At 71.1% G+C, this 14342-nt stretch carries 13 protein-coding genes; 6 read left to right on the top strand and 7 right to left on the bottom strand.

The features are described from left to right. Nucleotide 1: 1 nt before the first annotated feature. A complete protein-coding gene (locus AC07OA_RS01875; RefSeq protein ID WP_494662063.1) occupies nucleotides 2-1075 on the bottom strand; it encodes a class I SAM-dependent methyltransferase in 1074 nt (357 codons plus the stop codon). 153 nt (nucleotides 1076-1228) lie between these two features. Between AC07OA_RS01875 and AC07OA_RS01870 the strand changes: the two genes are divergently transcribed. After that, the gene (locus AC07OA_RS01870; protein WP_494662062.1) at nucleotides 1229-2923 is read left to right on the top strand and encodes an O-linked N-acetylglucosamine transferase, SPINDLY family protein; all 1695 of its coding nucleotides are present in this window, start codon (nucleotides 1229-1231) and stop codon (nucleotides 2921-2923) included. 159 nt (nucleotides 2924-3082) lie between these two features. On the opposite strand, the gene AC07OA_RS01865 is transcribed toward AC07OA_RS01870, so the two are convergent. From AC07OA_RS01865 to AC07OA_RS01840, 6 genes are read right to left on the bottom strand one after another with little or no spacing between them, the layout of a single operon-like run. Further along, nucleotides 3083-4093 (bottom strand): aromatic ring-hydroxylating oxygenase subunit alpha, encoded by a 1011-nt coding sequence (locus tag AC07OA_RS01865; protein ID WP_494662061.1) that lies wholly within the window; start codon nucleotides 4091-4093, stop codon nucleotides 3083-3085. Between the two features lie 2 nt (nucleotides 4094-4095). After that, on the bottom strand, nucleotides 4096-4725 hold the full coding sequence (locus AC07OA_RS01860; RefSeq protein WP_494662060.1) for a NeuD/PglB/VioB family sugar acetyltransferase: 630 nt from the start codon (nucleotides 4723-4725) through the stop codon (nucleotides 4096-4098). A gap of 13 nt (nucleotides 4726-4738) precedes the next feature. Continuing rightward, nucleotides 4739-5500, bottom strand: a complete 762-nt coding sequence (locus AC07OA_RS01855) for an SDR family NAD(P)-dependent oxidoreductase (protein WP_494662059.1) — start codon at nucleotides 5498-5500, stop codon at nucleotides 4739-4741. Nucleotides 5501-5510: 10 nt separating this feature from the next. Continuing rightward, entirely contained in the window at nucleotides 5511-6569 is a 1059-nt protein-coding gene (locus tag AC07OA_RS01850; protein ID WP_494662058.1) for a 3-oxoacyl-ACP synthase III family protein, read from the bottom strand. Then, nucleotides 6569-6793 (bottom strand): phosphopantetheine-binding protein, encoded by a 225-nt coding sequence (locus AC07OA_RS01845; RefSeq protein ID WP_494662057.1) that lies wholly within the window; start codon nucleotides 6791-6793, stop codon nucleotides 6569-6571. Before AC07OA_RS01845 ends, AC07OA_RS01850 begins: the two co-directional genes overlap by 1 nt. Before the next feature lie 14 nt (nucleotides 6794-6807). Next, nucleotides 6808-7818, bottom strand: coding sequence for a ketoacyl-ACP synthase III (locus tag AC07OA_RS01840; RefSeq protein WP_494662056.1), 1011 nt, complete (start codon nucleotides 7816-7818; stop codon nucleotides 6808-6810). 137 nt (nucleotides 7819-7955) lie between these two features. On the opposite strand from AC07OA_RS01840, the gene AC07OA_RS01835 reads away from it, so the two are divergent. The 5 genes from AC07OA_RS01835 (at nucleotide 7956) to phnX (ending at nucleotide 14311) form a co-directional block, all read left to right on the top strand. Continuing rightward, the gene (locus tag AC07OA_RS01835) at nucleotides 7956-9662 is read left to right on the top strand and encodes an O-linked N-acetylglucosamine transferase family protein (protein ID WP_494662055.1); all 1707 of its coding nucleotides are present in this window, start codon (nucleotides 7956-7958) and stop codon (nucleotides 9660-9662) included. A 29-nt stretch (nucleotides 9663-9691) separates the two neighbouring features. After that, nucleotides 9692-11164 (top strand): MBL fold metallo-hydrolase, encoded by a 1473-nt coding sequence (locus AC07OA_RS01830; RefSeq protein ID WP_494662054.1) that lies wholly within the window; start codon nucleotides 9692-9694, stop codon nucleotides 11162-11164. Beyond that, nucleotides 11161-12285 carry a methyltransferase domain-containing protein gene (locus AC07OA_RS01825; RefSeq protein WP_494662053.1) on the top strand — a complete coding sequence of 375 codons (1125 nt, stop codon included), beginning with the start codon at nucleotides 11161-11163 and terminating at the stop codon, nucleotides 12283-12285. Before AC07OA_RS01830 ends, AC07OA_RS01825 begins: the two co-directional genes overlap by 4 nt. Before the next feature lie 80 nt (nucleotides 12286-12365). Next, nucleotides 12366-13499, top strand: coding sequence for a TIGR03364 family FAD-dependent oxidoreductase (locus tag AC07OA_RS01820; RefSeq protein WP_494662052.1), 1134 nt, complete (start codon nucleotides 12366-12368; stop codon nucleotides 13497-13499). After that, nucleotides 13496-14311, top strand: a complete 816-nt coding sequence (gene phnX, locus AC07OA_RS01815) for a phosphonoacetaldehyde hydrolase (RefSeq protein ID WP_494662051.1) — start codon at nucleotides 13496-13498, stop codon at nucleotides 14309-14311. The genes AC07OA_RS01820 and phnX overlap by 4 nt, the downstream gene beginning before the upstream one ends. Nucleotides 14312-14342 lie beyond the last annotated feature (31 nt).

Below are 14342 nucleotides of genomic sequence, written 5' to 3'. Positions count from 1 at the left end.
CCTAGGCCTTGAGTTGGACGAACAGCGCCTTGCCCGCCACGAAGCTCAGCTGGATGCGCTCGGCGTTGTCCTGGCAGAAGCGGTCGCCGACCACGCGCGGGCCGTCGCCGAACACCCAGAAATAGTCGTCGAAGATGATCCAGCCGCCCGGCTTGACGAACGGAATCCAGGCCCGGGCGTCGGCGTCGGCGTTTTCGAAGGTGTGGTTGCCGTCGATGTGCAGCACGGCGATCTGGCCCGTATAGGCCACCGTGCCGAAGGTGTCGGTGGTGACGGTCAGGTCCGGGCCGTAGCGCTTGGCGCCCTCTACCGAGGGGGCGCGGATGTAGTTCAGCCGGCCGTCGGCCAGGGGGGCCAGGTTGATCTCGAAGATCCGCAGCGCCTGGTCCATGTCGGCCGCGGCGCTGGCGGCGTCCAGCAGGGCGTCGCCCTGGGCCAGGGCCTCGACCGCCCACGGATCGCAGCACAGCACCGAGCCGATGTCGTAGCGCTTGGCCAGCAGGGTGAAGAGGGCGGCCGACTTGCCCCACCACGAGCCGATCTCGACGATGTCGCCCTGCGGCGCGCAGCGGACGATGTCGATCACCGCCAGCAGCTTCTCCTCACTGCTCATGCCCGAGATGGTCTCGACCAGCCGCATCGTGCCGGCCAGCTGGGCGGGGGTGAGGGCGGGGCGAAGGGGCAGGGCGGTCTCGAACAGGGCGGGGGCCGCGACCTGGCCCATGCGGTCCTGCAGGACGCGATAGCCCTGTTCGGCGTCCTCGATGCTGGACTTGCCCGACAGGCGCACGCCCGGGGCGATGGCCTCCAGCTCTTTGGAGAGATGCAGCCAGATCACATAGTGCGGGGTGTAGATGTCGGTGACGCCGTGAGCGGTGACCAAGGCCGCCAGCTCGCCCGCGAAGCTGGCGTCGCTGACGAAGGGCAGCTTGCCCCAGGCTTCATAGGCCTCGGAGGCGGGGTCGTAGTCCAGCGACGAGGCGCCGACCACGCGGCGGCCCTCGGCGACCATGCGGGCCCGGAACTCCGCCCCGCCCGGATAGCCGGCGGGAAAGATCAGCACCGTATCGCCCACGCAGCTTCCTCGCGCCAAGACCCGTTCGCGGCCATGTGGCCGCAACATGGTTAATCGACCCTGAACCCGGACGGCTTCCTGGCCAAGAGGTTAGACCGGCGTTAACCATGATCGGGCGATACGACGAGCTCTACCGGCCAGCCGCGAGCCCCCATGACCGTCCAGACCAACGCTCCGCCCCAGGACATGGACGCGGCGATCCACGCGCTGCTGGGCGGCGACGCGCAAGGGGCTCTGAAGGCCTTCCGGGCCCTGTCGGCGGCCGAGCCGTCCAAGTTCGAGCTGCGCTACTGGCTGTCCAGCGCCGCCGCCGCCATGGGCGAGACCGACGAGGCCCAGGCCGCGCTGAACGACGGGCGGCTGCTGCACGCCTTCGCCCTGATCCGGGGCATGGGCGGCGACCTGCCGCGCCTGACGAAGGACCCGAAATACGCCCAGGAGGTCGGCGACAAGATCTACGACGTCAAGTCGGTGGCGACCGCCGGGGTGGCCTTCAGCATGGCGCTGCAGGCCGGAAGCGAGGACGTCCAGACCCTGTTCTCCTACGGCCTGTGCCTGCATCACCAGGGTCGTGCGGAAGAGGCGGCCATGGTGTTCCAGGCCGTCAACGAGAGCGACCGCGCCGCCGCCGCGGCCCACCAGTTCCTGCTGTTCGCCCTGTTCTATGTCGATGACGGCATCGCGCGTCAGGCCCAGGCGGCCCGCGAATGGGCGGCGCTCTACGAACGCAAGACCCCGCCCGCGCCGTTCGCCAACAGCCGCGATCCCAAGCGCAAGCTGCGGATCGGCTATGTCTCGCCCAGCTTCATCCAGGTGCAGGCCCGCCAGTTCGTGGCCGCCGTCATCGACCATCTGGATCGCGACGCCTTCGAGGTGTTTCTCTATCCGGGCTCGGCCGAGGGCGAGACCGGCTGGGCCCAGCCGGTCACCGTGCGCGGCGTCGACAAGCTGACCGACGAGCAGTTCGCCGCCCAGATCCGCGCGGACCAGATCGACGTGCTGATCGACGTCTGGGGCCACAATCCGGGCAACCGCCTGACCATGTTCGGCCACCGCGCCGCGCCGGTGCAGGCCAGCTGGTTGAACTACCAGCAGACCACCGGCATGGCCCGCATGGACTATTCCATGCAGACCCAGGGCGTGGAGACGCCGGACATGCAGGACCACTTCACCGAGACGGTGTGGATGGTGCCCGACTCCAGCGCCCCCTACCGCCCCGACGCCGACGTGGTGGTGGCCCCCGCGCCGTCCCTGGCCAGCGGCCAGGTGACCTTCGGCAGCTTCAACAACCCGGCCAAGCTGACCGACCAGACGGTGGCGGCCTGGGCCCGGATCCTGAAGGGCCGCCCCGGCTCGCGGCTGCTGCTCAAGTACAGCTATTACGAGGACCAGGTCATGGCCCGGTCCACCGCCGCGCGCTTCGCCGCCCACGGGGTGGGCATGGAGCAGCTGGTGTTCGCCGGCCACACCAAGGGCCAGGCCTACGAGGAGGCCTTCGCCCTGGTCGACCTGGCCCTGGACCCCTCGCCGTGCCCGGGCGGCACCACCTCGTTCGAGGCCCTGGCGCGCGGCGTGCCGGTGCTGACCCTGAAGGGCGAGACCTATTACAGCCGCATCGGCGTGCCCATCGTCGCCGGCGCCGGGCTGCACGACCTGATCGCCGACAGCTGGGACGACTACGTGGCCAAGGCCGTCGCGGTCACCGAAACGGCCGAGGGCCTGCAGGCCCTGCGCGACCGCGCCGCCGCCGGCTTCCTGGCCGCCCCCTATCGCGACGAAGCGCGGATCACGCGGTCTCTAGAGGCGGCCTACCGGGGGATGTTCGAGCGGTGGTGCGAGGCCCAATAGTCTTTCCCTCCCCCTCGTGGGGAGGGTGGCCCTGGCAGAGCCAGGGTCGGGTGGGGGGCTGCTGATTCAGCGGATCAGCCCCCGTCCAACACCCTGCACCGATCCCCCACCCGACCCGCTACGCGGCCCACCCTCCCCACAAGGGGGAGGGAAAGGTAACTAGGCCCCCAACTCCGCCAACATCGCGTGCAGCCTCCGCACCCGCTCCTCCGACCGGGCGAACACCCGGTCCGGCTTGGCCATGTCGTAGTCGGGGCTGACGCGTCGGCAGATGGCGTGGTCTTCCTCGAAGATGCGGCGGTTCATGGTGGCGGTGGACTCGAAGAAGCCCTCCACGGCGGCCTCCGCCCCCGGCTTCACCCGCGAGGTCAGCAGGCGGCTGCAGAAGTGGGTGCGGCCCGGCTCCCGCGACGGGAAATAGGTCTGCAGGGCGTAGGAATAGCCGAAGGTCGAGGAGACCATGGCGAACGGGAAGACGTGGATCGTCCAGTAGCCCGCATAGGGCTCGCCGATGTCGAAGAACCGCTTCATCACCGACAGACCCTTGGCCGAGCGGGCGTCGTTCACCTGGCCATGCCAGGTCATGTTGCGGCCGTCGTAATCGACCCGCGCTTCGCTGAGGCCCAGGGTGGCCAGGGTTTCGCCGTGGATCGGAGCGACGTGGTAGATCTCGAGCGCGTTCTCGACCGCCACCCGCCAGTCGCACTCGAAGGCGAAGGCGTTGAAGTCGCGGCGGGCCGTGATCCGGCGCGAGACTTCCTCCAGCGCCCCGAAGGTCGCGCCCAGCTGGTCCTCCAGGTTCTCGACCGGGGTCACGCCCACGAACAGGAAGTCGCCGCACCAGGCGACGGGGAACTTGCGGATGTCCACGCCCGCCAGTTCGGCTTCGTCGAAGGCCGCGCGCTGGGCCACCCGCAGGCAGCCGCCGCGATAGCTCCAGCCGTGATAGGCGCAGGTCATCCGGCCTTCGCCGGCGTCGCCCAGGAAGAACCGCGCGCCCCGGTGCGGGCAGATGTTGTCGCTGGCGAGGATGGCGCCCTCGTCGTTGAACAGCACCAGCTCGCCCAGGCCCCAGTCCAGCCGCAGCCAGGCGCCGGGCGCGGGCAGTTCGGCGCGGTGGGCGACCAGGTGCCAGAAGTCGGTGTGGAGGCGGGTCTCCAGCGGGCCCATGGTCACAGGCGCCGGGCCGGGGCGGCGTAGAGGGTGGTCCCGTCCGGCGCGCCGCGCACCACCACCGCGCCGGCCCCCACCGTGCAGTCGGCCCCGATCTTCACGCGTGGCAGCACCCGGGCGCCCGAGCCGAAGAAGCTGCCGGCCCCCACCCGCACGCCGCCGGTCAGGTCGACGTGGCAGCTGAGGGTGACGAAGTCGCCGACCTCGGCGTCATGGCCGATGCTGCTATGGCCGTTGACGGTCACGTGCCGACCCACCACGGCGTCGGACGAGATGTTGGCGAACGGGCCGACGACCAGGCCTTGGCCCAGGCGCGCCGAGCCGGTGATCCAGGCGCCGGCGTGGACCAGGCGCTCGGCGAACACCCCGCCGCGTGCGGTGAGGCGCTCGACCAGGGCGCGCTTGCCCGCCGGGCCGCCGACGCACAGCACCAGGCGCTGGCCGGGGGCGGGATCGAAGCCGTGGGTGTCGCCCAGCTGGGGCAGGTCGCGGCCGAAGGCGGCCATGGGCGCGTCGCCGTCGTCGAGATAGCCGGCGAAGCGGTCGCCGGTCGCGGCGAAGGCCGGGGCGAACCAGTCGAACACCTCGCGGGCGAAGGCGCCGCCGCCCACCAGCACGTAGTCGGTCATGGTCGTGTCCCCCTCAGCTGGCCAGGTAGCCGCCGTCGACGGCCCAGACCGCCCCGGTCACCCAGGACGCGGCCGGCGACAGCAGGAAGACGGCGGCGTTGGCCACGTCGTCCGGCGCGCCGAAGCCCAGCAGGTGCTGGGCCTCGTAGGCGGCCACGCCCTCTGGCGACAGGCCGCGCGACAGGCGCTCGTGCATGGCGGTGACCACCCCGCCGGCGGCGATGGCGTTGACCCGGATTTTGCGCGGCGCCAGCTCGCAGGCCAGCGAGCGCGTCAGCCCCTCGACGGCGGCCTTGGCGGCGGAATAGGCGACCATGCCGGGACGGCCGCGCGAGGCGGCGGCCGAGGACATCAGCACGATGGAGCCGCCGTCCTTCATCACCTTGGCCTTGGCGGCGGCGCGGGCCAGGCCCAGGGCGCCGAAGGTCGCCGCCCCGAAGGCGGTGTCCAGCTGCTTGGCCTTGGTCAGGCGGGCGGGCAGCACCAGCTCGGCGCCGGCCGCGTGGAAGATCCCGTCCAGCCCCTCGGCCTCCAGGCCCAGGGCCGAGACCTGGTCGGCGACGGCGTCGGGATCGGAGAGCTCGCCGGCCACGGCCCGGTGGCCTTCGCCCGAGAGGCTGTCGACGGTCTCGGCCAGGCGGGTCTCGTCGCGCCCCAGGGCGACGATCCGGGCGCCCAGGCTTGCGGCCAGATGGGCGGTCGCCCGGCCCAGGCCCGACGAGGCGCCGGTGATCAGCAGGGTCCGGCCGGCCAGGGCGTTCGAAGCGAAAATCATGGCGGCAGGGTTACAGGTAGAGCGTCTCGGCACAAGCCAGCGGCGCCAGGTCGGCCAGCACCGCGCCCCATGAGAACCCCACCCCGAACCCGACCAGCATCAGCCGGGTGGGGCCGCCAGTGACGCGCTGGGCCATGTCGGTGGTCAGCAGCAGCGGGATGGTGGCCGAGCTGGTGTTGCCGAAGCGGTCGATATTGATCGGCAGACGATCGCCGTCGGCGCCGATCTTCTTGCCCAGGTGCCTCAGCATGAAGCGGTTGGCCTGGTGCAGCAGATAGGCCTCGACGCTGTCGCCCTCGGCTCCCGCGTCGGCCAGGGTGTCCTTCACCAGCTTGGGCACGGCCCGCAGGGTGAAGGTGAAGACCTCGCCGCCGTCCATGAACAGGCAGGCCGGGTCGGGGCCGTTCTCTCGGCGCGGATCGGGCTGGGCGGCGCGATAGGCCCCGTCGGGAATGATCAGGTGGCCGGCGCCCGCGCCATCGGTGCCCAGGCGGAAATGCATCGCCGGGGCGCCGGGCGCGGCCTCGACGGCGGTGGCCGAGCCGGCGTCGCCGAACACCAGGGCGGTGCCCCGGTCGGACGGGTCGAGCGTGCGGCTGATGGTGTCGCCGGCCAGGACCAGCACGCGTTTCAGCCCGGCCTTGACCAGGGTGGAGGCCAGCCACAGGCCGTAGACATAGCCCGAGCAGCCCAGATTGACGTCGAAGGCCTGGGCGTGGGTGGCCAGCCCCAGCTTGCCGTGCAGCACGCAGGCGGTGGCCGGCAGCCGGTGGTCGGGGGTCTGGGAGACGAAGATCAGGGCGTCGACGCTGGCTGGCGCCCAGTCCAGCCGTTGCAGCAGGGTCTGCGCCGCCGCCTGGCAGAGGTCCGACGCGGTGCCGCCGTCCTCGACCCAGTAGCGGCTCTCCACCCCGATCATCTTGACCACGTCGGCCACGGCCGCCTCGCCGAAGCGCTCGACGAAGGCGTCGTTGCCCAGCTTGCGCGCGGGCAGGGCGCTGACCACGCCGCGCAGGGCGACGCCGTCCAGCGCGTAGCCGCCGGGAGAGGGCGTGGCCGCGTCGGTCATCAGGCCGCCTTGGCGAGAGCGATCAGGGCCTCGATCTCGGCCACGGTGGCGGCCTTGGCCAGGGCCTGGCCGTCGACCAGCTGGCCGTAGACCTCGTCGATCAGGGCGATGGTCGAAACCACGGCCAGCGAGTCCCAGTTCTGGGTAGCCAGGTCGAGATCGGCGGTGACCTCGGACTCGTCGATCTCGAAGATCTCGGCCAGGCCGGCGTAGAAGGCGCTCATTTCGGTACTCTCCGTCATAGGACGACGCTCGTGGCCGCCCAGGAATAGCCGACCCCGAAACCCACCAGCAGGGCGCGGCGCGGGGAGGCGGCCTCGTCCAGCAGGGGTTCCAGGGCGATGGGAATGGTGGAGGAAACGGTGTTGCCGCAGTCGCGCATGCGCAGCACGAACCGCTCGGGCGGGATGGCCAGCTTGGCGCGCAGCCGCTCCAGCATGAAGGCGTTGGCCTGGTGGAACACGAAGAGGTCGTGGTCCTCCATGGTCCGCCCCGAGCGCTCCAGCAGCTTTGCGATGGCCGCCGGCACCGCCTTCAGGGTGAAGGTCATGATCGCCGCGCCGTTCATATAGAGATGGTCGGCCGATCGGACGTTGCCCGAGGCGTCGGTGGTCTCCACCGCGCTTTCGGCGTCGCGAGCCCGTCGGAAGCCGCCGGCCGGCACGATCAGGTTGTCGGCGCCCGCCCCGTCCGTGCCGAACAGCACCGGGTCGATGGCCGGGGCGTCGGCCTCGACGGCCTCGACCAGGGTGGCGGCGGCCCCGTCGCCGAACAGGGTGCGCACGCTCTTGTCCATCGGATGGATGAGCTTGGAATAGGTGTCGGCGGTCAGCAGCAGCACACGCTGCGCCTGGCCGCTCTCGATCAGGGCCTTGGCGATGGACAGGCCGTAGACGAAGCCCGAGCAGCCCAGGTTGAAGTCCAGGGCGCCGGCGCTCTGGGGCAGGCCCAGCCGGTGCTGCAGCACACAGGCGGTGGTGGGCAGGATGTAGTCGGGGGCCTGGGTGCACAGCAGCAGGAAGTCGATGCCGGCCGGATCGACGCCGCGCTCGGCGAACAGCCGCCGGGCGGCCGCCTCGGCCAGGTCGCCGGCCGTCTCGCCCGCTGCGGCGATCCGCCGCTCGGCGATGCCGGTCTTTTCCAGGATCTTTTCGGCCGGCCAGTCGGGGTACAGGCGCGCGAGGTCGTCGTTGGAGAGCCGCCCCTCCGGCAGATGACTGGCGATCGCCTTGATTTTGGCCGTTCGCACCTGGGTTCGCCTCGATCCCGGACCGGAATCGCCGGCCCGTCCCCACGCTCGCCAATTATGCTTAACGGCCATTTAACCATGTCAGCCCAGGTTGCGAGCGGCGCCGTTTCGCGCCTCGCAGCCGCCTGGAGATCGCCGTGGCTCCCGAAGACATCCTGCAGGCCGCCAAAGAGGCCCTCCTGGCGGGCGACGCCGCCCAGGCCGAGCGCCTGACCGCGCCGCTGATGGCCGAGCACGAGGACCGGATCGATCTCAACTATCTGCGCGCCGCCGTGCTGGCCGCCCTGGGCCAACCGGCCCGCGCCCAGGCCGCCATGGACGCCGCCTGGCTGGCCCACGCCGTGCTGCTGATGGAAGAGAACGACATCGACATCCAGCGGATGGTCCGGGACGGGCCCTACGCCCACCAGGTGGCCATGATGTTCTACCGCGAGGGCTATGTCGGCCCGGCGGCCGTCGCCTGCGGCTCGGCGATCAACGACGAGCGGGTCGCCCGGGGCGGGGCGATGGACCTGTTCGGCCAGATCCTGCACCACCAGGGCCGCATGGAGGCCGCGCTCGCCGCCTACGACCGGGCCCTGACGATGACGGGCGCCGACCACCTGCCCAGCTTCATCCTCTACGCCCTGTTCTTCGCCCGCGACGGCGTGGCCCGTCACGCCGCCCTGGCGCGGCAGTGGGGCGAGACCGTCGCCGGCTACGTCCCGCCCACGGAGCTGCCGCTGGCGCCGACGGCCGGCCGCAAGCTGCGGATCGGCTACGTGGCCCCCAGCTTCACGGTCAACCAGACCCGCCAGTTCGTCCTGCCGGTGCTGGAGAACCACGACACCGACGCCTTCGAGATCTTCGCCTATGTGGACGACGTCGCGGCCGAGGAACTGCCCGGCCACGTCACGGTCCGCGCGATCAAGCGCGGCCAGTACGACGCCGCCGTCGCGCTGATCCGCAATGACGGCATCGACGTGCTGGTCGACGCCTGGGGGCACGCCAAGGACAACAACCTGATGGCCTTCGCCCGCCGCGCCGCGCCGATCCAGGTCGCCTGGCTGAACTACATGCAGACCACGGGTCTGGCGACCATGGACTATTCTCTGATCGGCCACGAGATGGCCTTGCCGGGCTCGGAGGACTTCTTCGTCGAGCGCCTGTTCGACGTCGGGCCGGTGCTGGGTCCGTTCCGTCCCACCCCGACCGCCCGCACCTCGCCGGCCCCGGCCCTGACGCGCGGCTTCCTGCTGTTCGCCAGCTACAATCACCCGGCCAAGATCAGCGACGAGACCGTGGCCGGCTGGGCCAAGATCCTGAAGGCCTGTCCGGACGCCAAGCTGCTGTTCAAGTACAGCTACTTCGTCGATCCGCTGCTGCAGACCACCACCCAGTGCCGCTTCATGGCCCACGGCGTCGAGCCGAACGCCATCGTCTTCGCCGGCCACTCCAAGGGCGAGGAGTACGAGCAGTCCTTCGCCGAGATCGACATCGCCCTGGACCCCGTCTCGTGCCCGGGCGGCACCACCACGCTTGAGGCCTTCTCGCGCGGCGTGCCGGTGATGGGCGTGCGCGGCCAGGACTTCTACAGCCGCATCACGGTGGAGGCCCTGACCGCCGCGGGCCTGACCGAGCTGCTGTCGGACGACTGGGACGAGGCGGCCGCCAAGGCCGCCGCCTTCGCCGCCGACCTACCGGCCTTCGACGCCCTGCGCGCCCGCGTGCGCCCGGCCTTCGACGCCTCGGACTATCGCGACGAGGCCGGGGTGACTCGGCGGCTCGAGGCGGCGTTCCAGCGGATGGTCGAGATCAAGGCGGCGGCCCAAACCGACGAGCAAGCCGACGCCCAGGCGGCGTGACGGTCACGAGGTTCCAAAGAGTTTCGTCCATGATCACGATCAGCTTCCTGGGCCACGCCAGCCTGTCCTTCGACGGCCCGACCGGCAGCCTGGTCTGCGATCCGTGGTTCTCCACCGTGCCGATCTACGGCAACTCGGCGATCAAGTATCCGCTGGTGCCGGCCGAGATCGAGACCCGGTTCCGCCGCGCCACCCACGTCTATATCAGCCACCACCACGAGGACCATTTCCACGCCCCGTCGCTGGACCTGCTGTCGCGCGACGCGACGATCTTCGTGCCGGCCTTCGAATATGTGGACCACCCGCGCGCCCGCAGCATGGAACTGACGCTGAAGGCGATGGGCTTCCGCAACGTGGTCACGCTGGAGACCTTCGAGAGCCTGACCATCGACCTGGGCGAGCCGGTCAAGCTGACCCTGATCCCCAGCGCCAAGAGCCGCTGGCACGACTGGGAAAACAGCGGGATCCTGGTCGAGACCGCCGACTGGAACGCGGTCAATCTCAACGACAACCTGGCCGACCGCGAGCTGCTGGCCGACATCCGCGCGCGCTGCGCCAGGATCGACGTGGCCTTCGTGCCCGGCAGTCCGTCCACGGAATATCCCGGCGCCTTCGACTTCACGGTGCGCGAGAAGGTCTCGCTGGGCCGCCAGAAGCGCGACGAGATCAGCCAGGCCCGGCTGATCATCGAGGAGATGCGGCCCACCTATCTGGTGCCCATCGCCAGCGACATCGCCTGGCACCGGCCGCAGGACCAGTTCCGCAACTATTCGGACAAGCCCACCCCGACCTCGTTCGCCAAGCGCCTGATCCGGGCAGGGCTGGTCGATGACGAGCACTTCGTCATGCTGTCGCCCGGCGACCGCTTCGACCCGGTCTCGGGCGAGGTGGCCAGCCTGGCCGGACCGGTGAACTACGCCGGCTTCCGCCGGCGCCTGCGCCGCATGGCTCAGGACTTCGTGCCGCTGATCGACGACCACGACGCCTATATGGAGGCCGGCGACTTCGACGCGGCGGCCTACGAGGCGCTGATCCCGAGGCTCAACGCCTATCTGCCGCCGTTCCCCCAGGCCGCCGGCCCGGTGCGCATCGACTTCCTGATCGTCGATCCGGGCGGCAAGCCCCTGCGCCGCATGGCCGTCAGTCTGCGGGGCCAAGCGGTGCATGTGGACGACCGCCCGGTGGACGACACCGCCCAGGACCAGGAGATCGTCGTGCCGACGGCGATCTGGGCCCAGACCTTCGGCGGCAAGGTGCTGCGGCGCGACCTGTTCGGACTGTGCGTCAACCGCCAGCTCAAGCCCTTCCGCACCGAGGTCGCGGCCCTGCGCTACTTCATCACCTACTATTTCGACTTCGGCGACCTGTCGCCGTGGGTGCGGATTTCCGAGCCGGACCCCGGGGCCAATCTCGAAGAGATGCGCCGGCTGTCGTCGGACCTGGCCCCGCGCTTCCCGCTCGAACGTCTGCAGGGCGAGTACCGCCAGAAGGTGGCGTCGTGAGCGTGGCCTGCCCCGTCTGCGGCGCGGCGACCCGCGAGATCCGCAACGCCTTCAGCGAGACCCACGCGGCCCTGATCCATCCGGGCGCGACGCTGCACCAGTATCTCTGCGAGGCCTGCGGTCACGGCGTGCTGCGCCACGACATCCCGCCGGAGAAGCTCTACAGCTCGGCCGTCGCCCTGCCCACCGACCACTCGGCCGGCGACCTGCGGCTGGACTTCATCCGCCGCCACCTGGACCTGGCGAGCGTGGACGGCGTCATCGCCGACATCGGCGGCGGTCCGGGCGAACTGGCCGAGCAGGCCCGCGCCGTCACCGGTCGCGACAAGGCCCTGGTCATCGACTTCGTGGACCGCGTGAGCTTCGACCAGATCGAGTTCGTGCCGCTCGACCTCAACGGCGAGACCGAGCGCCTGCCCGACCTGCTGGCCGAGCATCGCGGCGCGCGCAACCTCTTCATGCTGTCGCACGTGGTCGAGCACCTGGCCGATCCCTACGACCTGCTGGGCCGGCTGACGGCCTTCCCCGAGAGCCTGGTCTATATCGAGGTGCCCAATTTCGGGGTCCATCACGGCACGGCGTCGCTGAAGTTCTCGCTGAACAACCTGGACCACACCCACTATTTCACCGACCGGTCGCTGATCGCCCTGGTCCACGGGGCGGGCTTCCAGGTGCTGGCCTTCGAGACCCAGGACCCGCCGCGCATGCCGGCCATCCGCGTGCTCTGCGCCCCCCGGCGGGTGAGCAACGCCCTGCTGGACTACAACGACCACTTCGCCTTCGTCGCCGACCAGCTGCGGGCCAAGATCCTGGCCGCCGAGCCGGGGCGCGAGGTGTGGATCTGGGGCTTCTCGGCCTTCGCCGCCAAGGCGGTGGCCGACCTGGGCGAGGACCGGGGCCGGCTGAGCGCCATCTTCGACACCCGCTACGGACGGCCCGACTACCAGGGCGTTCCGGTGATGGCCGAGCCCGCCCAGGCGGCGACGGCGAATGGCCAGCCGCCCCTGATCGTCTGCGGCTCGACCTATTCCACCGTGCAGAAGGTCATCCGCGAAAAGGCCGCGCGCCTGTTCCCGGGGGCGGAGTTCTTCACCGTCGCGCTCGACGGGGCGCCCGCCTAGCTCGGGGCGTCACCAATCTGTTTCACGGCGGGGATAACGGGAGGAGGCTCGCGTTCTTCCTCCGATCCCGGAACACGTCCTTGGAACAGCAATTCGATCTGGCCGTGGTCGGCGCCGGCATTGTGGGCCTGGCCCACGCCCTGGCCGCCGCCCGGCTGGGCAAGCGGGTGGCGGTGATCGACCGCGACGCCCAGGCCAACGGCGCCTCGGTGCGCAACTTCGGCTTCGTCACCGTCACCGGCCAGGCGCGGGGCGAGGTGTGGCGACGCGCGCGGCGTTCGGCCCGGGTCTGGGACGAGGTCGCCGGCCCGGCCGGGATCGCCGTCCTGCAGCGCGGCCTGACCATGGTGGCCCGTCGTCCGGAGGCGAGGGCGGTGCTGGAGGCCTTCCTGGAGACCGAGATGGCGCAGGGCTGCGGCTGGCGCGAGGCCGGCGACCTGACCGATCGCCTGCCGGCCGGCGGCCAGGTGCTGGGCGCCCTGACCAGCACGGTCGACCTGCGGGTGGAGTCCCGCACCGCCATCCCGCGCCTGGCCGCCTGGCTGGCGGCGACCCACGGCGTGACCTTCCTGCGCGGCGTGGCCGTGCGCGGCGTCGAGACCGGCCGGTTGGAGACCTCGGCCGGGACCGTCCGCGCCGACGCCATCGTCGTCTGCCCGGGCGACGACCTGGTGACCCTCTTCCCCGACACCTTCGCCGGCGCCGAGGTGACGCGCTGCAAGCTGCAGATGTTGCGCCTGGCCGATCCGGGCTGGCGCCTGCCCGCGCCGGTGATGTCCGACCTCGGCCTGGTCCGCTACCTGGGCTATGCCGACCTGCCTCAGGCGGGCGCCTTGCGTGCGCGGCTGGAGGCCGAGCAGGCCGAGCATCTGGAGCATGGCGTCCACCTGATCGTGACCCAAAGCGCCGACGGCTCGCTGGTGGTCGGCGACAGCCACCACTACGCCCCCACGCCCGACCCCTTCGCCCGCGACGATGTCGACGCCCTGATCCTGGACGAGTTCGCCCAGGTGTTCGGCCGGGCCCCGCCGCCGGTGCTGGAACGCTGGACCGGAACCTACGCCTCGGCCCGTGGTCACAGCCTGATCGAGGCCCCCCTGCCGCGCGTGCGCCTGGTGACCGTGACCAGCGGCACCGGCGCCTCCACCGCCTTCGGCCTGGCCGAGGACGTGATCGCCGGCCTCTACGACCTGCCGCAAGGAGCCGCCGCATGAGCCAGAGCCCCATCCAGGCCGTCGTCTTCGACTGGGCCGGCACCATGATCGACTTCGGCTGCCGCGCGCCGGTCACGGCCTTGCGGACCGTGTTCACCCAGGCGGGCGTCGAGATCACCGAGACCGAGGCCCGGGCCGACATGGGCAAGGCCAAGCGCGATCACGTCCGGGCCCTGCTGGCCCTGCCGCGCATCGCCGCCGCCTGGGCGGAGCGTCACGGCGCCGAGCCTTCCGAGGCCGACGTCGACCGCCTGCACGACGCGGTCGAGCCGATGATGCGCGCGGCCGCCCGCGACTGCGCCAAACTGATCCCCGGCGCGGCCGAGCTGGCCGCCGACCTTGCCGCCCGGGGCGTGAAGATCGGCTCGACCACCGGCTACACCCGCCCGATGATGGCCGACATCCTGCCCCTGGCGGCCCAGCAGGGCTATGCGCCGGCCGTGGTGATCTGCGCCGGCGAGACGGCGGCGGGGCGGCCCTCGCCCCTGATGCTGTGGAAGGCCCTGGTCGAGCTGGGCGCCTGGCCCGCCCGCGCCTGCGTCAAGGTGGACGACGCCACGGTCGGGATCGGCGAAGGCCTGGAGGCCGGCGCCTGGACGGTGGGCCTGTCGGCCTCGGGCAACGGCGTGGGCCTGGACCAGAACGCCCTGGCGGCCCTGCCCCCCGCAGAGCGCGCCGCCCGCATCGAGGCCTCGGCCCGGGCCCTCCACGACGCCGGCGCCCACTACGTCGTCGAAAGCGTCACCGACCTGGCGCCGATCCTGGCCGAGATCGAGACCCGGATCGCGCGGGGCGAGACGCCGGCGGTTTAGAGGTTACGCGATCTCTCAATTTCATCGTCAT

This window comes from Caulobacter sp. GW821-FHT09B08, assembly GCF_059418225.1.
The sequence above is the reverse complement of the archived record's forward strand: the minus strand, read 5'-3'. Positions and strand labels throughout refer to the sequence as shown.

What these genes read in the sequence shown, in the direction of transcription:
- phnX (WP_494662051.1), top strand. Translation starts at nt 13,496, where the DNA reads ATGAGCCAGAGCCCCATCCAGGCCGTCGTCTTCGACTGGGCCGGCACC.
- AC07OA_RS01850 (WP_494662058.1), bottom strand. Translation starts at nt 6,569, where the DNA reads ATGACCGACGCGGCCACGCCCTCTCCCGGCGGCTACGCGCTGGACGGC.
- AC07OA_RS01855 (WP_494662059.1), bottom strand. Translation starts at nt 5,500, where the DNA reads ATGATTTTCGCTTCGAACGCCCTGGCCGGCCGGACCCTGCTGATCACC.
- AC07OA_RS01830 (WP_494662054.1), top strand. Translation starts at nt 9,692, where the DNA reads ATGATCACGATCAGCTTCCTGGGCCACGCCAGCCTGTCCTTCGACGGC.
- AC07OA_RS01860 (WP_494662060.1), bottom strand. Translation starts at nt 4,725, where the DNA reads ATGACCGACTACGTGCTGGTGGGCGGCGGCGCCTTCGCCCGCGAGGTG.
- AC07OA_RS01865 (WP_494662061.1), bottom strand. Translation starts at nt 4,093, where the DNA reads ATGGGCCCGCTGGAGACCCGCCTCCACACCGACTTCTGGCACCTGGTC.
- AC07OA_RS01845 (WP_494662057.1), bottom strand. Translation starts at nt 6,793, where the DNA reads ATGAGCGCCTTCTACGCCGGCCTGGCCGAGATCTTCGAGATCGACGAG.
- AC07OA_RS01870 (WP_494662062.1), top strand. Translation starts at nt 1,229, where the DNA reads ATGACCGTCCAGACCAACGCTCCGCCCCAGGACATGGACGCGGCGATC.